12 protein-coding genes are annotated in these 17,788 nt (G+C 59.4%); 6 read left to right on the top strand and 6 right to left on the bottom strand.

The window, feature by feature from the left end:
• Positions 1-262 precede the first annotated feature (262 nt).
• The 3 genes from B1C80_RS21695 to B1C80_RS21685 are packed head-to-tail and all read right to left on the bottom strand — an operon-like array spanning position 263 to position 4,444.
• Positions 263-3,211 (bottom strand): PQQ-dependent sugar dehydrogenase, encoded by a 2,949-nt coding sequence (locus tag B1C80_RS21695; protein ID WP_077923311.1) that lies wholly within the window; start codon positions 3,209-3,211, stop codon positions 263-265.
• A 13-nt stretch (positions 3,212-3,224) separates the two neighbouring features.
• A complete protein-coding gene (locus B1C80_RS21690) occupies positions 3,225-4,178 on the bottom strand; it encodes a sugar phosphate isomerase/epimerase (protein WP_077923310.1) in 954 nt (317 codons plus the stop codon).
• Positions 4,175-4,444 carry a hypothetical protein gene (locus B1C80_RS21685; protein WP_129602616.1) on the bottom strand — a complete coding sequence of 90 codons (270 nt, stop codon included), beginning with the start codon at positions 4,442-4,444 and terminating at the stop codon, positions 4,175-4,177. The genes B1C80_RS21690 and B1C80_RS21685 overlap by 4 nt, the downstream gene beginning before the upstream one ends.
• Before the next feature lie 306 nt (positions 4,445-4,750).
• Between B1C80_RS21685 and B1C80_RS21680 the strand changes: the two genes are divergently transcribed.
• The 5 genes from B1C80_RS21680 to B1C80_RS21660 all read left to right on the top strand — a co-directional run bounded on the left by B1C80_RS21680 (position 4,751) and on the right by B1C80_RS21660 (position 12,203).
• Complete coding sequence (locus tag B1C80_RS21680; RefSeq protein ID WP_077923308.1) at positions 4,751-5,818, top strand: sensor histidine kinase; 1,068 nt, start codon at positions 4,751-4,753, stop codon at positions 5,816-5,818.
• Positions 5,815-6,582 (top strand): LytTR family DNA-binding domain-containing protein, encoded by a 768-nt coding sequence (locus tag B1C80_RS21675; protein ID WP_077923307.1) that lies wholly within the window; start codon positions 5,815-5,817, stop codon positions 6,580-6,582. The genes B1C80_RS21680 and B1C80_RS21675 overlap by 4 nt, the downstream gene beginning before the upstream one ends.
• Before the next feature lie 81 nt (positions 6,583-6,663).
• A complete protein-coding gene (locus B1C80_RS21670; RefSeq protein ID WP_077923306.1) occupies positions 6,664-7,143 on the top strand; it encodes a hypothetical protein in 480 nt (159 codons plus the stop codon).
• 147 nt (positions 7,144-7,290) lie between these two features.
• Positions 7,291-11,133 carry a hypothetical protein gene (locus B1C80_RS21665; protein WP_077923305.1) on the top strand — a complete coding sequence of 1,281 codons (3,843 nt, stop codon included), beginning with the start codon at positions 7,291-7,293 and terminating at the stop codon, positions 11,131-11,133.
• A 137-nt stretch (positions 11,134-11,270) separates the two neighbouring features.
• Positions 11,271-12,203 (top strand): homoserine kinase, encoded by a 933-nt coding sequence (locus B1C80_RS21660; protein ID WP_077923304.1) that lies wholly within the window; start codon positions 11,271-11,273, stop codon positions 12,201-12,203.
• A 219-nt stretch (positions 12,204-12,422) separates the two neighbouring features.
• Here B1C80_RS21660 and B1C80_RS21655 read toward each other — a convergent pair whose 3' ends face one another.
• Together B1C80_RS21655 and B1C80_RS21650 are read right to left on the bottom strand one after the other, a co-directional pair.
• Complete coding sequence (locus B1C80_RS21655; RefSeq protein WP_077923303.1) at positions 12,423-13,682, bottom strand: lytic transglycosylase domain-containing protein; 1,260 nt, start codon at positions 13,680-13,682, stop codon at positions 12,423-12,425.
• A 99-nt stretch (positions 13,683-13,781) separates the two neighbouring features.
• The gene (locus B1C80_RS21650) at positions 13,782-14,429 is read right to left on the bottom strand and encodes a DUF6134 family protein (RefSeq protein ID WP_077923302.1); all 648 of its coding nucleotides are present in this window, start codon (positions 14,427-14,429) and stop codon (positions 13,782-13,784) included.
• A 72-nt stretch (positions 14,430-14,501) separates the two neighbouring features.
• Between B1C80_RS21650 and B1C80_RS21645 the strand changes: the two genes are divergently transcribed.
• Entirely contained in the window at positions 14,502-16,856 is a 2,355-nt protein-coding gene (locus B1C80_RS21645) for a beta-N-acetylhexosaminidase (RefSeq protein ID WP_077923301.1), read from the top strand.
• Between the two features lie 80 nt (positions 16,857-16,936).
• Here the strand turns inward: B1C80_RS21645 and ubiG are convergent, their stop codons facing one another.
• Complete coding sequence (gene ubiG, locus B1C80_RS21640; protein WP_077923300.1) at positions 16,937-17,728, bottom strand: bifunctional 2-polyprenyl-6-hydroxyphenol methylase/3-demethylubiquinol 3-O-methyltransferase UbiG; 792 nt, start codon at positions 17,726-17,728, stop codon at positions 16,937-16,939.
• Between the last annotated feature and the right edge of the window lie 60 nt (positions 17,729-17,788).

The following is a 17,788-nucleotide window of genomic DNA, read 5'->3' as shown; positions in this document are numbered from 1 at the left end:
TCGGCGGCATCTGAAAAAGCGCGTCCCCGCCGATCTATACTACTGCCCTCATAACAGATAAGCACCCGTTAGCGTGTTCGCACCGGGACGCGTAGTCCGGGACGCGTAGTCGCCGACCTGCGCGACAGCAAAAGCCATCCGGTCAGGTTGCCGTGTCCTCACGGCAACGGGTGAGAGTGCACCGACCTGCTCGACAGCAAAAAACCACTCGTTACCGCGTGGACACGGTAACGAGTGGTTTCGTAAGTACAGTAACCGCGTGCTACTGCTGCACTTTGTTCAGGAATTTGATGGACGATACGGACATCAGCGGCTGAATGGCTTTGGCCTGCTCGTTTTTAAAGACGAAATACACATCGTGAACGCCCTCCGTTGGCTGAAGCGTCAGGAAGACCGGCGGTCGGGCAAAGGGATTGAAATTACCCCCGCCCTTGCCGCCAGCCGCTGGGGCTCCGGTTTTGGGAGCGGCACCCGGGGCTGGGGCGTTGACTCCGCCAGCGGCAGGTGGTTTCTGACCAGACTCCATCTGGGCCATGAGTTTTTCAATGTCGACTTCGGGAGCCAGCTCCAGCGAGGTGGTACCGATGAGCGGACCCGTGGGCGAGTTCAGATGCACTTCAATGGTGCCGCCTGCGCTACCCTCGCGTCGCTGGGCCGAAGCCGCCAGTTCCAGCTGCCGGATGCCGGTCAGGTCCAGCTTCCGGAAGCCGATGTAGCTATTCTGGTAGGGGATAACATTTTCGCCCTTGCCCATACCCTTGGCTTTTACGTCGGCGCCTTTGATGACAGCCGCCGTTGACGCATCCATTTCGGGACTGCGCAGCACCAGCATCTGCTCGGCCGTCTGGGCCGGAACCGGTTTGCCGCCCTTCACCTGACTACCCCGGTCGGTATAGGCCGCCCGGATCAGCACCGACCCTTTGCCCGGGTCGCCCTCGGGGAGTTTTACCGTATAGCTACCCTGCAAAGGCAGGCTGCTAAACGTTTTCTCGGTGCTGTGCAGGATGTAGTTGACCAGAATACGGGCATCGGCAACCGACATGGCCGGGTGGCCTGGCATGGCTACGTCGCCCCAGTTGCCAACGCCCCCCTGCCGGATTTTGGTAATCAGGCGGTCGGGTGCCGCTGCGTCGTTTTTGTATTTGGTCGCAATCGCCGTGAAGGCAGGGCCCACCGATTTGGTTTCGAGCTGGTGGCACACCTTGCAGTCACTCTGGTTGATCAGCGCCTGCGCTACGGCATACTGGGTCGATGCATCGACGCTGCGCTGGCGCTGGGCTACCTCGGCATAGTCGAAACCCTCGGAGGTATAGTCGATACTCATCGCCACCCGTGCCGGACTGATCTGTCCCGGAGCCGCGGTCGACCGGGCCAGGCTACCATCTTCCTGATCCGTTACCTGAACGGCGTACTGGATGGGCTGGTCGGGGAAGAAGAACGTCTGGTTGCTGGCCAGGTTGACGGCTACGGTCGGGGCTTCGTTGCCGGCAATGATCCGTACCGACTGGCTGTTGGTGGCTCCTTTGGCGTCGGTAACGGTCAGCGTGGCCGTGTAGACCCCTGCTTTGTCGAAGGTGACGGCGGGGTTGGCGGTCGTTAGGGTGCGGGCCGGCTGGCCGGGCGATGTGATCTTCCACTGGTAGGTAAGCGGATCGCCGTCGCTGTCGCGGCTACCGTCGGCCGAGAGGGTGAGCTGCAGCGGTACCTTACCCCCGGGTTTGCTGGCCGAGGCCTGTACAATGGGTTTGCGGTTGCCGCTGTTGTACTCGATCCGAACCAGCCGGGCGTTGTCGCTCTTGCGGAACCAGTTGCTGCCGTATTCGAGTACGTAGAGATCGCCGTCGGGGCCGAACTTCATATCGATGGGCTCGACCGGGTGGTAGCTGGGCAGAAACCGTTCCATGGACTGGTAGTTACCGTCGGCATCCATAGTGATGGCCATGATCCAGCCGCGCGAAAAATCGGTCACGATCCATTTGCCTTCGTAATAGGCAGGCCACGGCCGTTTGGCGTTTTTGAAATCGGCCTGCCGGTATACGGGGCCACCCGTAGCCGACCGCGAGCCGGTTCCTACCAGCGGAAACTCTTCGGAAACCGCGTACGGGTAGTAAACGAACGAAGGCGCCGTTGGGGGTAGCTCCGTCAGGCCGGTGTTGTTGGGCGAGTTATTAACGGGGTGGGTCGGGTCTTTCTTTTCCAGGGGCTTCTTGTTGGCGTAGTCATAGACCGGAAAGGCCTGGTTGTTCCCAACGAACCACGGCCAGCCGAAGTTACCCGGCTTGCGGGCCTGGTTCAGCTCGTCGTAACCGCGGGGGCCGATCTCCGAATCTTTGGTGGCGTCGGGGCCAACTTCGCCCCAGTAGATGTAACCCGTCTGGCTGTCGACCGAGATGCGCCAGGGGTTACGGTGGCCCATGGAGTAGATTTCGGGCCGGGTTTTGGCGCGGTCGGCCGCGGCAGTACTTTTCGGGAACAGGTTTCCGTCGGGAATGGTGTAGGTCCCGTCGGCTTCGGGGTGAATCCGGAGAATTTTACCGCGCAGGTCGTTGGTGTTGCCCGCGTGGCCCTGGTCGTCCCAGCTGCTGCGGTCGGGGCGCTCGTCGGTTTGAGCCGCCTGCTGGTTGCCGGTGTTGTTACCAACGGTCAGGTACAGATTGCCGGCTTTGTCCCAGGTCATGCCCCCGCCCGTATGGCAGCAGACCTCGCGCTGGGTCGGCACTTCCAGCATCACCTTCTGCGAGTTCTCCACCAGCTTGTCGTTCCGGTATTCCCAGCGGGTCAGGATGTGTTTTTTCTCCGTCGGGTGGGCGTAGTACAGGTACATCCAGTGGTTCTGATCGAACTTGGGGTCCAGCGCCAGGCCCATCAGCCCTTCTTCGGCCTCCGACACGCGACCCTGAGCGGAGGTGTATTTGGTGTTGACGGGGATCGTAGCGATGAGGTCTACCGATTTGGTAACGGGGTCGTACTTCTTCAGGGCCCCTTTGCGCTCGATGATAAAGGTAGTACCATCACTGGCCACTTCGAAGACCATGGGTTCATCGAGGTCTTCGGCCAGCACGACCGGTGTAAATCGGGTTTCGTCGGGTTTGGCGGGGTCGTCCTGGATGACGAAAGAGGCCAGGGCCATCAGCAGGCAGGCCTGTAGCGGCAGTATGGCCAGGCGCGACAGGCGGCCTGACCAGGGTGTTGAGGTAGCGGGTTGGTTCATGGCAGGGTCGGGTTTATAGGATCTTTTTCAGATTGGTGTAGCTGGTGGTGATGCTGTCAATCCCGCCGGGCGCCATGTCCTGTTCTACGAAAATGTATTTCAGGCCGGCTTTCCGGGCTGCGGTAAACGCTTTTTTGAAATCGACCACGCCGTTGCCGACTTCGGTAATCGTTTTGAGGTCGCTTTTGATGTCTTTGATGTGCCAGAGCGGAAAGCGGCCGGGCTGCTCATTGAACAGGGCAACGGGGTCTTTGCCGGCTTTGGTGGCCCAGGCCAGATCGAGTTCCATCTTGACCAGGTCTTTATCTGTCTGTGACAGAATCAGCTCGTAGGGTGTTTTGCCGCCTTCGACCGCGTCGAATTCAGTGGCGTGGTTATGATACGCGAAGCCAATGCCGGCTTTTTTGGCGGCTTCGCCCGTTTTCTGGAATACCTCGATCGATTTATTGATCTCGTCAACGGTGCCAACCGGCGTGCTGGAGCAGACCAGGTAAGCGAGTCCGCCTTCTCCGGCTTCGTCGATCAGCTGCTGGTAGTTGTCGCGGAGGTTCAGCATGGGCGGCATCTTCGAGAAATCCATAGCCGGCCGCTGCGGTGCACCGGCCGCAGTACCCGCCGGTGGGACCTGCTGCGGCCGCGGCCGGAACGGTGCGCCACCCGCGTGGTGGGCGCGCCAGGTCATACCCAGGTCCGATACCAGCGTCCTGAACTCTCTGGCCGAGTAGCCGTAGTAGCCACCGCGCAGGTTAAACGCCGACTCGATCTCTTTATAGCCCGCTGCTGCCACTTTCTCCAGAGTTCCCTTCGGATCTTCGTTCATGGGGCCAAACAGGGTAAAGAGCTGGATGCCAATAGGGTAGGCGGGCGCCTTGCCCAGCATGTCCTGTACGCTGGCGAAAGCTGGCAATACCGCACCGCCCAGGGTCAGGGTACCGGCCGTGCGTAGGAAATCTCGTCTTGTTGTCATACAATCAGAAGCAGATAAAAGGGAGTGAGAAAACAAATGGCCTGGCCGCCCCCGCTATCCGGTAAAAGCGGCCGGGCGTGGATACCGAATCGGGTTGACTGGCTGTGTCGGACAACCTCATGGGTTAGCTGAATTGCCATCTCGTCGGCAACGGCCGGCGGGTACTCGAGCCGAAGGCCGGAGCGTTCCAGAGAGCTACTTACCATAAAGCCTGTATCTTCCTGTTTTTTACCGCCCATACCTGCCATCGTAACGGCGTCTGTCATCAACCTCGCCGTATGAACTACCGCGTTGTACAGGCAGGCTGCGAGGGTGCGGAATTATGAACCAACCCATTAATCTGCCAAAGCAACAGCCTGTTCCGTTCCGATGAAAAGCGAATCGACCGCAGGCCCGAGAACGTCGGCGAACGGCCCGTTTCTACCGACGAAGCCCGCGGGTAGACAGGGCCGGTTTGGGGCCGGCATTTCATCGGCAGAAACGGGCAGCCCATCGGTATATTCGGGCCTGCGGGCGATTGCCGGTAGGGCGCGACCAAATTTGACGTAAACTTGTTGTGTTTCTACGCAGGTATGGCCGTTGTTCCGTTTCCCCGCCGATATGTATCGCTGCTGAGCCACCTGCTGGGTTGGGTGCTGCTGGGCTATCTGCTGTTTTTTTACAAACCGTTCAGCTCCGATGTGATCCTGCCCGACCTGTTCTGGGTGCGGCAGGCTATCTTCTTCGGGCTGATGGCGGCTATGTTTTACCTGAACGCGCTGGTGCTGGTGCCCCGGCTGCTGCTGGCTGGCCAGACGAGCCGCTACCTGATGGCGCTGGCGGGAATTATGGGGGTCATTTTTGCGATACTGGCCAGCGTGGAGTTCGGGTTCAACCTGCCCGTACTGGTTCACCGGGCCTTTCATCCGGATGGAAGCGGCACGCCCAAGTTATACGGCTGGGTGCAGCCCAACCTGTTTACGGCTCTGCTCATGCTGGGGTCCAGTACGAGCCTGGCCATGTTGCAGAAGTGGCAGACCGATACCAACCTGCGGCTCATGCTCGAGCAGGCCAGAACTACCTCCGAGCTCTCGTTCCTGAAGGCCCAGATCAACCCGCATTTCTTCTTCAACACGCTCAACAACATCTACGCCCTGACGCTGATTGATGGCGATACCGCCCGGGAAGCCCTGCACCGGCTGTCGCGTATGATGCGGTACGTTCTCTACGAAACCCAGTCCGATACCACCCTGCTGAGTAAAGAGCTGGCGTTTATCAGCGACTACATCCAGCTGATGCAACTCCGGCTTACCGATAAGGTAGCTGTTGTTGTCGACTTTCCCGACCCCCTGCACGACCGGCTTGTGGCGCCCATGCTGCTGCTGCCCTTTGTCGAAAATGCGTTCAAACACGGCGTCAGTGCCAGCCAGGCCAGCCGTATCTATATTGCGCTCGACCAGCAGGCCGATCAGCTGTCGCTGGACGTTTACAACACCGTGTTCAGTATCAAAATGCCTTCGCTCGAAGCGGTCGGTGGTATCGGGCTGACCAACACCCGTCGGCGGCTCGATCTGCTGTATCCGGAACAGTATGTGTTGCAGATCGACGAGCATACGCCCGCCGGCGAATACCACGTGCACCTGACCCTGACGCTGCCATGACCCTGACCTGCATTGCCGTCGACGATGAACCGCTGGCCCTGGGGCTGGTTTGCGCCTTCATCGAAAAAACGCCTTTTCTCAAACTGATAGGCCGGTACAGTAGCGCCGTCGAAGCTTTACAGGGGCTGTTGTACCAGCAGGTAGATGTGATTCTTCTGGATATCCAGATGCCCGACCTGACGGGGCTGGAGCTGGCCCGGGTGCTGGAACGGACCGGCCGGGGCGCTCATACGACCCGCATCATCTTCACAACCGCTTTTGATCGGTTTGCCCTCGACGGGTTTCGGGTCGACGCGCTGGATTATCTGCTGAAGCCGTTCAACTACGAAGAGTTTCTGCGGGCGGCCAGCAAAGCACGCCACTATGCGGAGTTGCTGCACCGGCCCGAACCACGGCCCGCTGCGCCTTCGCCCGAACTGGTTGCCCTGCCTGCCGGGGCGGAGGACTACCTCTTTCTGAAAATAGAGTATCAGCTGGTTCGGATTGCGCACAACGACATTCTGTACATAGAGGGGCTGAAAGACTATGTGAAGGTGTACCGGCAAAGTGATCCCGACAAACCCCTGCTGTCGCTGACCAGCCTGAAAGCGCTCGAAGAAAAGTTGCCGAACCGGCAGTTTATGCGCATTCATCGGTCGTTTATCGTAGCCCTCAACCGCATCGATGCCGTAACCCGAAACTCGGTGCAGATCGGCCCGACCACCATTCCCGTGAGCGATCAGTACAAAGACGGGTTCAGTCAGTTTATCAGCCGCTGGCTGTAGCCCGGCCCGAATTGGGCTGGAGTTTCCGCTTTCTTCGGTTTTCTTTGCTGCTTACCTTTATGGCCAAACCAGTAAAAACCAATGGAAACAAATCCGAAACCCACTGCTGCTGAGCAACTACAGGCTGCCAAAACGGCCGCAGCCGAAAAGCTGGATGCCTTCAAAACCGAAGCCGGTGAGCACCTGCACGCAGCCGCAGCCCAGCTCGACGAACTCCGCGATCAGCTGGTCGCCAAAGCCCAGGAGGTCGGCAAAGACATCGACATCGAAAGCCTGAAAGCGCAGGCTACCCAGCAGCTGGAGATCGTTAAAGCGACCGCGTCCGAAACCCTGTCGAATCTGCAGGCGCAGGCCGAGACTACCTTTGCGGCTGCGGCTGCCAAAGCCGACGAGCTATCCGATGTGGCCGAAGATAAAATTGACGAGCTGAAAGCCGACGCAGCCGTACAGCTCGAAGCGGCACAGGTCAAGCTGGATGAGCTGAAAGCCGAAGCGACCCTCCGGATCGAAGAAGCCAAGGAGAAAGCCAAAGGCATGTGGGATCAGCTCTTCGGTAACTAGCCGTTATCGGGAAAAGCAGTGAACACCCCCGGGTCGGCTCTCTACCAGTCGGACCCGGGGGCATGAGCAGGTGTTTGCCACGGCCGGGCCGGGGTCTTTCTCGCCGGGTGCTGTGCAGCTTCTGGCGTTTCCCGTAACTTTGCCGGTATGCGGCTCAGTCTTCGAAAACCCGCGCAGGCCCTCCATAAAGCCTATGCCAAACAATCGGTTCCCCAGAGCCGTCTGGATACGTTCAGGCGCGCGCTGGCCCGGCTGTTTTCGCGGCTGGATGAACACGAATCCGAAGAATACCAGAAAACAATCGTAGCCGGTTTCCTGACCGACGCCTTCCCTGCCGAGGGCGATCCGGCCCATCCGTTTGCCCGCATCAGCCGCCAGCCGTTTGGGTTGGTTTTGCAGTCGGACGAAGCATCAGACCAATCGGCCCGGGTGGTCATCGGTACCAAAAAGGTGTTTGCGGGGGAGATGATGACAACCCTCAAAAACAACGTCAGAGCCCTCCACGAGCTGATTCTTTATTATTTCGAGCAGCAGATCAACCCGCCCGACCAGCCGATCAGCCAGTTGATTATTACCGATGTCTACAACTGGTTTATCTTCGATGCGGACGACTTCCGACGCTTTTTTTACCAGAACACCCGCCTGCAGAAACTCAATCAGCTTCGGCAGCAGTCGAAGCGCGATCCGGCGTTTTTTTACGGCGAAGTGGCCAAGGTGCTGCGCGACATGCCCGACGAGGTGCCTGTCACCTGCCTCGATCTGCGCAAGGTAGCCGATGCGCTCAACCTGCCGCCCGCCGAGGCTAACCCGATGCTGATTCCGGTGTATAAGCTTCTCTCGCCCCGCCACTTGTACCAATGGCCGGTTACGGACGAAACTCCCGCCATCGACCCGGCCTTCTATCAGGAGCTGCTGCATATTGCCGGCCTGTACGACGCTACTCACGACCCGAACGCGGTGCCGGGACAGCCGCTCGTCGGGCGCCGACCCGAAGGCGACCGGCACGACGGGTCGCTGCTGGAGCGTCTGATCCGGCTGGCTCAGGCGCAACCCGCTCCCATCGATCCGGACGAGACCGCCGAATCGGTTGCGCTGACGCTCTGCCTGACCTGGCTGGCCCGGATCCTGTTCGTGAAACTGGCCGAAGGACAGCTCATCAGCTACCACCGGGGCGACCGGTCGGTTCAGTTTCTGACGCCCCGCCACATCCGAACGTTCGTGGAGCTGGATGAGCTGTTTTTCGACGTGCTGGCCACGCCCGGCCTGAACCGATCGGCCAGTCTGGCCGCGCGCTACGGGCCGGTGCCGTACCTGAACAGCGGCTGGGTGGATCCCACAGCGGCCGAACGGCAGGGACTTCGCATCGGTGCGCTGACCGGCCAGCCAGAACTGCCCCTGTTCGGACAGACCATCCTGACCGATCAGCAGGGCAACCGACTGGCGGGGCAGCTGCCCCTGCTTCAGTACCTGCTGTCGTTCCTGAATGCATACGATTTCCTGGCCGACGGACCGGCGGGGGTGCTGCCCGAAAACAAGTCGCTCATCAGCCCGGCTACGCTGAACGACCTGTTCGAACGCTTCAGCGCCGAAGCTGGCCAGCCACCGCTGGTCCCCAACCCGGCCATAGACTATCTGGTGGGGCAAACGATTCGCAAGCTGGTCATCAGCCGCTTCAACGAGCAGTTTGGATGGGGTTGCACGGAGGTGGCCTCGCTGGCCGATCGGCTGAAAGAGGTCGATCTCAGCGAAGCCAACGCACTGGTGAACCGGGTGCGGCTGGTCGATCCGGCCGCGGGCAGTGGGCGCTGGCTCGCAGCGGCCCTGAACGAGCTGGTGGCGCTCAAAGCGGAGCTGGGCATCCTGATCGATCCGGCTGGCCGGCGACTGAGCCAGTATGACATAACCGTTGCCGATACCGAGCTGATCATGGCCGATGCCAGTGGCGAACTGTTTCGCTATCAGGTGCCCCAGCCTGGCCCGACGGGAATCGGCGGGGCGCGGTCGGCCGGCGCGACGCAAAGCCTACGACATTCTGAAATTCAGCGCGTTCAGGAGGCTATCTTCCGGGAAAAACAAACGCTGCTGACGCAGTGCCTGCTGGGCGTCGATAGCCGTATTCGGTCGGTGCTGGCAACCCGGCTGCGGCTGTCTGTCGAACTGCTGCGGCACAGCTACGTCATCATACCGGCTGCGCTGCCGATTACCGAAGCCAGTCGTGCCAACGGCGCTTCGCTGGTGTCGACTACGCTGATGAGCGAGCCCGCCGGCGAGTGGCTCGAACCCATCCCCAATCTGGATACGGTCATCTGGCACGGCAACGCGCTGGTGAGCCGGTTTGCGACTGATTTTCGGGTAGAGAGCGTACGCAGCCAGCTGCTCCGCGATCGATTTCCGGTGGCCTGGCAACAATACCGACACGACGTTGACGCCTTCAGACTCGAAGCCGACCCGATCCGGAAAGACCAGCTCCGCCTACGGCTCCGGCAGTTTCGAGAGCTGACCGAGCAGCTGGCCCTTGTCGACCAGAAAGAATACGCCGACATCCGGCAGCTCGAAACCCGGCTGGTCCAGGCTACCCAAACGTTCGATTTCGTAACTCCGGACGATGCCGTACAGGGCCTGACCGAACAGCTTACCCGTAAAAAGCAGGCTTATCAGCAGAAGCAGACCTTCTATCGGCAGGGGTTCGACTGGCGGTTCGGGTGGCCGGCGGTGCTCGATGAGGGAGGCACTTTTGTGGGGTTTGACCTGGTGATCGGTGAGCCCCCAACCGGTCGGCCGGACGAGTCGGGCGACGGGCGCTTGCTGTTCAGGAAGACCTACCCCAATACCTACACCAGCCGGGCCAGCCAGTATCAGCTATACGTCGAACGCGGGCTGACGCTCCTGCGTCCGAACGGCTGGCTGGTCTACGCCCTGCCTGCTGCCTGGATGGAGTCCGATGCGGCTCTGCCACTGCGCACCTGGCTCCGGACCAAAGCGATTGAAGAGGTGGTAGAACTGCCCGGCCTGACAGCTGACATGAGCCTGCTTACGGTTCGGCAGGCGCCGGCTTCTGAAACCTTCCGGGGCGCGCGTGTGGATACGGGCGTGTCTAACCTGGGAGATTATCTGGCGCGCCATGCGTTTTCTGTACGGTTGGATACGCTTTCCGATGCGGGCTGGCAATTGACCGATTCGACCCGGCAGGCCCTGCTGATCCGGCTTAGCAGCCTGGGTCAACCGCTGGGGGCTTATCTGAACGAGTCGCTGTTTGCCGGCCTGCGAACGGGTTTCGACCGCGCCTTCGTAATCGATGCACCTACCCGGAACCGGCTCCTGGCCGACGATCCCCGCTCGGCCGAACTGATCCGACCCTATCTGGCCGATCGAAACCTGCGGCCTTATCAGCCACTGCCTCCCGCCACCTACCTGATCGCGACCCGCCGGGGTGCCGATATTGGCCAGTATCCGGCTGTTCTGGCGCATCTCGAAACCTATAAAGAGCGACTCATGCCTAAACCAGACGGGTTGAAAGGGAGCTGGAAAGGGCGACGGGCGGGTGCCTATGCCTGGTACGAACTGCCCGACCTGCCTGAATATGACTCGGTTCATGATCAGCCGCACCTGGTGGTAGCCCCGTACGGACAGGGGCTGGTGGCCACATGGGTCGAAGCGGGTATGTATTCGGGGCATAAGACCACGCTTGTGGTGCCTGCCAGTGCTTACGTGCTGGCTATGCTGAACTCCCGGGTGGCACAGTTTATGCTCCGTAGCCAAAAAGGCATCGTAAGCCCCGAATGGCTGGCGCAGTTGCCGGTACCGCCGGCTTCAGAAACTCAGCTGGCGCAGGTCGAAACCGTGGTCGAGACCATTCGGACCATGCTGCGCAACGACCCGAAGGCCGATATCTCCGCACCGGAGCAGGCGCTGGACGAGTTGATGGCTGAGTTGTACGGCCTGACCAACGAGGAGCGGACGAGGCTGCTGAGCGAGCGGCCTGGCTCGTAAGCGGCTATTGTTCAGAATTGATCAATTAATTCTAGCGATAAAGAGGGTAATGGTGTTGGTAGGCCTCGACTCACCGGCTTCGTGTTGCGTTTCCGGGCCGAAATCGCTAATCTTGCCCCTTTCTTGCATATCCCATCGTGAAGTCAATCAACGTCTTTGCCCCGGCCACGGTCGCCAATGTAGCCTGCGGGTTCGATATATTCGGGTTCGCCGTCGACAACCCCGGTGATAAGATCACCCTCACCCTGCGCGAGGAACCGGGCGTTACCATCACCGACATCATCGGCGACGACGGCCGACTGCCTCGCGAAGCCCATCGAAATACGGCTGGTATCGCCATTCAGAGCTACCTGCAGCACATTGGCCGAACGGACGTAGGGGTCGATGCTGTCTTGTACAAGCAGATGCCGCTGGGTAGCGGGCTGGGTTCCAGTGCCGCCAGCGCCGTAGCGGGGGTGTTTGCGATCAACGAGCTGCTGGACCGGCCGCTTACTACCCGTCAGCTGATCCCGTTCGCTATGGAAGGCGAGCGAATTGCCTGCGGATCAGCCCATGCCGACAATGTAGGGCCGTCGCTGCTGGGCGGGTTTGTGGTGGTCAGAAGTTATCAGCCGCTGGATGTGATCCGCATCGATACGACGGCTAACCTTTTCTGTACGCTCGTTCACCCCGATATCGAGGTCAATACCAAAGACGCCCGGTTCATCCTCAAAAACGAGGTTTCGCTCAAGAACACCATTACGCAGATGGGTAATGTGGCCGGTCTGATTGCCGGTCTGATGACGCCCGACTATGATCTGATCAGCCGGTCGCTGGTCGATGTGATTATCGAGCCGGTACGGGCCATTCTGATTCCTGAATTCAACGAAGCCAAGCAGGCGGCTCTGGAGAGTGGCGCGCTGGGGTGCAGTATTTCCGGCTCGGGTCCGTCGATGTTCGCTCTTAGCCGCGATGCTGAAACCGCCAGCCGCGTCGGAGCAGCCATGCAACAGGCGTTCCTGGGCGTTGGGATCACCAGCGAAGCCTACATTTCTGAAATCAATCGTCAGGGCCCACGCGTAATCGACTGAGGGTATATCCCGTATTGGTGGCTAACCCCTATCCGTGGTCGCAGACCCGGACAGTGGGTTAAAGCCACCGATACGGGATATACCTTGCTCCGGAAACGTATTCTCGCTGCTGACCACTGCCCGGGTCTGCGACCACGGGCAGGGATCGCAGACCTGAGCTATAGTCATATTCACGTTGTTCACCACTGTCCGGGTCTGCGACCACGGCAGGGTGGGGATTCAAAGCACTTCCCAGTTCAGGCCCCAGCCATCGAGTCGCGGTGGGAGTGGGACACCCGGATGGTGCGGCTCGCCGGTCGCGATCATTCGTAAGGGAATCGTCTCCTGAGTTTGGGCTGTTATAAGTCGGTCGGTTCGCAGAAAGACCTGTCCCGATGTGGTGTTGATCAGTTCAACATGCGCGTGAATCAGGTCGCCGACGGCGAAGGTCCATCCATTGAGCGTGAGGGGTTGTATGACCTGAAACACACACAGCTGCCCTTCTGATAAGGGCCCCTCGCTCAGACTTCGCGTCGCCAGGCGACCTGGGCCGATCGCATCAACAGCCGGGTGGGCAGTCACCGTCGACGGAATATGCTCTGCTACGGTCGACGGGGCTGGCACTCCATCTTCTTCGTCCGTTAGCAGAACAACCGCCAGGGTTGAGTCCGTCACGAACGCCGGGCTGCCCAAAGCGGGTGGGGCGGTTTCCTGACTGGCTAAAGAAGCCAGAATGGCCTGCTGTTCGGTTAATGATAAAGTGGCTGGTATCTGACTGGTCAGCATCGCGAAGTGCTGGTTGCTCAGGTGGTCTCTATAGGCCTCGGGGCGCGTAATCAACTCCTTTACCGCAACGGCCTGATAGAGGTAGGCTTTGGTTTCGGCGGCCCGGTACGGCAGCGCCATGGGGTGCGTATCGGGGTGCTGGCGACTGAGCTGCTGGATGTAGCTCGGCCCTGCGTTATAGGCCGAAGCGGTCAGCATCCACGACCCCAGCTGCTGATATAGCTGACGAATATAGCGGCAGGCTGCGTGCGTCGCTTTCTGAAGGTTGAAACGCTCGTCTGTCCGGCCCGACACGCGCAGGCCCAGCGACTGAGCCGTATGGGGCATCAATTGCCAGAAGCCGGCGGCACCCCGGCGCGACACGGCCCGGTTGGTCACGGCGCTCTCCAGCAACGGCAGGTACTTGAAATCGGACGGAATCCGGTATTGTTTGAGGATTGGCTCGATCAGCGGAAAAACCGCCTGTGCCCGTCGCTTCAGCACAACCAGGCTACTGGCCAGGGCGGCCTGACGGCTCAGCATCCGGCGCCAGCGGTGGGTAACGGCCGGTTGATCGACGGGCAGGCTTTCGCCACAAAAATCGATTGGTTCCGATAGGAGGGTGGTAATGGCGTCGGCGTTACGAGCCAGACTGTTGGTGGAGGATTGAGCCAGAACGGGGAGTTTGCAGAACAAACAGCCAAGTCCGGCTGCCAGGAGTAGACGGTTAGTCATGAACGACAGCGTTACGGATGGATATGCTCGTCAACACGTTCGCACACAATGCGATGGTCGGTACCCGGCGGCTTCTCCCTCCTTTTCTGTCCCCGCTGACTAATCCAGCAGCCGCATTACAAAATTCTTAATGGCGTTATGCTTGATGACGCGTACCAGGCGTCCGCCTTCGTAGATGTATTCGTCTTCGCGATCGTTGAACTGGGCATTGTACTGGCCCGGTTTCCCCGGCGCAACCATAAAATAATCGCCGAAATACTCTGAATACACCCGATTTCTAGTGCCTGGATCGTAAAAGTACAACGATGATGTTGTAAAATCAATAGTATTCCGTTCGGTGCCTTTGTGGTCGTATTTGTACTGATTGGCTACAATGTCATAATGATCGCCTTTCCATTCGGTGCGGGAGCTGTAATTGCCCCGGTTGGTAGTCGCTTCTACCGTCGACAGCATGAGTTTCTTACCGTCAAACTCGTTGATGACTTTATAATAGATTTTGATCGTATAGACGAGCAGCCGCACCTTCACATCGCTGATCAGCGTATAGGTCGTGCGATCGTTGGCCTGGGGCTGACGAGTGGCTGTCATCGTACCCACGCGGATACCGGCAATTTCGATGGCGTAATGATGGGTTTCCGGAGCAGCCAGGGCTGGCGTAGTCAGGTAGGCAGGTTCATCGGTATGGCTGGGTTGCGCAAACGAGCTGATTGTGGCGGTAAAAAACAAAATAAAAAGCAGACGCATCATCAAAAGCAAAGGTAAATCGTTGACTTAGGCATGGCAAGAAAACCCGTATTTTTGGCCGAATCAAAAAACCTTATGCAATTGCGTCCTATTTTCCTCTTTTTTGGCTTATTTCTGATGCCCTGGTTAAGCTACGGGCAGGCGCTGGAACGATACTCGATTATTCCGCGTCCGGCTCAGCTCGAACCGCGGGCGGGTGATTTTGTCATCAGTCGGTCTACCAGTATCCAGGTGCCGGTATCAGAGGCTGGCCTGAAAGCCATTGTCGATACATTCGCCAATACCATCAACCGCAGCACAGGGCTGGGCGTATCGGTTCGGGACCTGAACCCGTCGGCTGCCGTGTCGGGCAACCTGATCCGCTTTGCGCCCGTCACCGATACAACCCTGGGCGAAGAAGGCTATCGTATCGATGCCACCGACCGGCTGGTAACCATCGAAGCCACCGGCCCCAAAGGGTTTTTCTACGCCGTACAGACGCTGTACCAGCTCCTGCCGCCCGATGTTCTGCAACCGAAAATAACGGCTGCCGGCTCGGCCGAACCGTCGCTGCGGATGCCCGCCTGCCGCATCCAGGACCGTCCGCGGTACGTATATCGGGGCCTCCACCTCGACGTTAGCCGGCATTTCTTCCCGGTCTCGTTCGTGAAGCGGTATATCGACCTGATGGCCCTGCACAAGTTCAATACCTTCCACTGGCACCTGACCGACGACCAGGGCTGGCGCATCGAAATTAAGAAATACCCGAAGCTGACGCAGGTTGGGGCGCAGCGACGGGAGACGATCGTGGGGCATTATGACGATTATGACCCGCAGGTATTCGACGGAAAGCCCTACGGCGGTTTTTATACCCAGGATGAAGTGCGGGAGGTAGTTCGCTATGCCGCTACCAGACAGATTACGGTGGTGCCGGAAATCGAAATGCCGGGTCATGCCCTGGCCGCCCTGGCCGCTTATCCGGAGCTGGCGTGCGCGCCGGGCCCCTATACACCGGCAACCAAGTGGGGGGTGTTTACGGATGTTTTCTGCCCTACGGAACAAACGTTCACCTTTCTACAGCATGTGCTGACCGAAGTAATGGACCTGTTTCCCGGCAAATACATTCACATCGGGGGCGATGAGTGCCCGAAGGACGCCTGGCGCAAAAGTGCGTTTTGTCAGCAGCTGATCCGGCGCGAAGGGCTGAAAAACGAGAATGAGCTACAAAGCTGGTTCATTACCCGCATCGATAAGTTCGTAACGGCCAAAGGTCGGCGGATCATCGGCTGGGACGAAATTCTGGAGGGCGGGCTGTCGCCGAACGCGACCGTTATGAGCTGGCGTGGTACGAAAGGCGGTATCGAAGCGGCTCGTCAGCGGCACGACGTCATCATGACACCCGGCGCGTTCTGTTATCTGGATCACCTGCAGGGCGACCCGGCTCAGGAGCCTATGGGCTTTGGCGGTATCTTACCCCTGTCGATGGTGTATGGCTACAACCCAACGGCCGCTGAGCTGACACCCGATCAGCAAAAATACATCCTGGGTGTGCAGGGAAATGTCTGGGCAGAATACCTGCCGACGGCGGCCCAGGTCGAGTATATGGTCTGGCCCCGCGCAGCCGCGCTGGCCGAAGTAGCCTGGACGCCACTGGCACTGAAAAATTACGACGATTTCTCCCGGCGGCTCCCGGCTTATTTCGACCGGCTCGACCGGTTGCGGGTCAATTACTCGCGAACGGTCTACGACCCCGCTTTCACGGCCAAACCTACGGCCGACGGACGAGTCGAGGTGTCGATGGCGGCCAATGCACTCAGTTCGGCCATTCGGTACACGCTGGATGGCAGCATACCCTCTGGCGAGTCGCCCCGCTACGAGAAGCCGCTGTTGCTCGACAAAAACACCTCCCTGCGGGCCGCTGCGTTCACCGATCAGAAACCGCTGAGTCAGTTGGCTAAAGTCCAGAAAGAGTTCATTGTCTCGCTGGCGACGGGGAAGTCGTATACGCACCTGAACGCACCGACAACGGGTCGCCCGGACAAAGGAGCTATGCTGACCGACGGCAAGACAGGTGGTATAGGTGGCTACGAAGTGGCCGATGTTGTCTCGTTTGCCGGCGATTTCGGGATGGTTATCGATCTCGGGCAGGCGCAGCCAGTACAAAGTGTACAGATCGGTTTTCTGAAATACACGGCCCGCAACATATGCCTTCCCCGGCAGGTAGACATTGCCGTTTCGGATGATGGGAAGACGTTCCGGCCGGTGCTGACCAGCAAGACCAACGCGGCAGAGGGCGGCAAGCGGGGCTTTGCGCGCCTTCCTTTCGAATTTGCCCCGACCACGGCCCGTTACGTCCGGGTGGTAGCCCGCAATGTCGGCACCGTACCGGCCGGTCTCCGCAACCCCGGAAAGCCCGCTCAGCTAGCCATCGATGAAGTAGAAGTCCGGTAGTCAACGTGGCTGGTCCGTTTCCGTGGTCCGTGTCCTCACGGACCACGGAAACGGACCACGGAATCAGGATGCTAAGGCTGTTAGTGAGCCTGCTTACGGCCCCAGCCCATGTAGCAGAGGCTGGTGTCGCGGCCTTCGCGCATCTTCATGCGTTCGCCCAGCTGGCGGAATGTCCAGCGGCCGGCTGTGCGCTGACGAAGGTAATAGAGTGTTTTGAGTACGTTGTAGTCGGCTACCATGCCGCGGGTTTGTTGGTTGACCAGGCCGACCTGCTTAAGGGTCTGGCTGAGCTCAGCGGGGGTAATAAAGCGGTCGTAGCGATGCTGATCGGGCTGCATGAACGACCAGCGCGGCCAGTCCTGCGCAATTTTGATCAGGAAGAGCCAGCTCAGCCACGTTCGGTTCACGGTGTCGTAGAAAAAAAGGCCGCCCGGTTTCAGCACCCGGCTGATCTCGCGGATGACCGTATCGACATCGCGGACGTGCTCAAGGACGTCGCAGCAGCTGACATAATCGAAAGACGCATCGGCAAAAGGAAGTCGCTCTCCTTCGCCAACCACATACGTAATGGGAAGCTGTTGCTGGCTGGCATGATGGCGCGCCGTATCGATGGCCGAAGCCGAGGGGTCGATGCCTACCACCTGCATACCCATCTGCGTAAAGGCTTCGGCCAGGATACCGCCCCCACAACCTACATCGAGTAGGGTGGCGTGTTTGATGGGCACCTGCTGTTGCTGAAGAATACGCCGGAAGTAGCCCATACGAGCGGGATTGACGGAGGTTTCGAGCATGAAAAACAACTCATCGGGATCCCACCAGATGTCGCGGTCGGCGTTGTATACGGTATTGTTCGTGACTGGTTGAGCAAGCATAGGTCGACAGAATGGCCAGCGGTTCGCCGGTACATACTAACCCGATAGGACCCATCCTGT

Origin of the sequence: Spirosoma sp. 209, assembly GCF_002006735.1 — a bacterium.
Classification (GTDB): Bacteria; Bacteroidota; Bacteroidia; order Cytophagales; family Spirosomataceae; genus Spirosoma; species Spirosoma sordidisoli.
The sequence above is the reverse complement of the archived record's forward strand: the minus strand, read 5'-3'. Positions and strand labels throughout refer to the sequence as shown.

Bases quoted from the DNA above. Each gene is read 5' to 3' on its own strand.
- B1C80_RS21650 (WP_077923302.1), bottom strand. From the start codon at position 14,429: ATGATGCGTCTGCTTTTTATTTTGTTTTTTACCGCCACAATCAGCTCG.
- B1C80_RS21685 (WP_129602616.1), bottom strand. From the start codon at position 4,444: ATGACAGACGCCGTTACGATGGCAGGTATGGGCGGTAAAAAACAGGAA.
- B1C80_RS21655 (WP_077923303.1), bottom strand. From the start codon at position 13,682: ATGACTAACCGTCTACTCCTGGCAGCCGGACTTGGCTGTTTGTTCTGC.
- B1C80_RS21645 (WP_077923301.1), top strand. From the start codon at position 14,502: ATGCAATTGCGTCCTATTTTCCTCTTTTTTGGCTTATTTCTGATGCCC.
- B1C80_RS21670 (WP_077923306.1), top strand. From the start codon at position 6,664: ATGGAAACAAATCCGAAACCCACTGCTGCTGAGCAACTACAGGCTGCC.
- ubiG (WP_077923300.1), bottom strand. From the start codon at position 17,728: ATGCTTGCTCAACCAGTCACGAACAATACCGTATACAACGCCGACCGC.
- B1C80_RS21690 (WP_077923310.1), bottom strand. From the start codon at position 4,178: ATGACAACAAGACGAGATTTCCTACGCACGGCCGGTACCCTGACCCTG.
- B1C80_RS21695 (WP_077923311.1), bottom strand. From the start codon at position 3,211: ATGAACCAACCCGCTACCTCAACACCCTGGTCAGGCCGCCTGTCGCGC.
- B1C80_RS21680 (WP_077923308.1), top strand. From the start codon at position 4,751: ATGGCCGTTGTTCCGTTTCCCCGCCGATATGTATCGCTGCTGAGCCAC.
- B1C80_RS21675 (WP_077923307.1), top strand. From the start codon at position 5,815: ATGACCCTGACCTGCATTGCCGTCGACGATGAACCGCTGGCCCTGGGG.
- B1C80_RS21665 (WP_077923305.1), top strand. From the start codon at position 7,291: ATGCGGCTCAGTCTTCGAAAACCCGCGCAGGCCCTCCATAAAGCCTAT.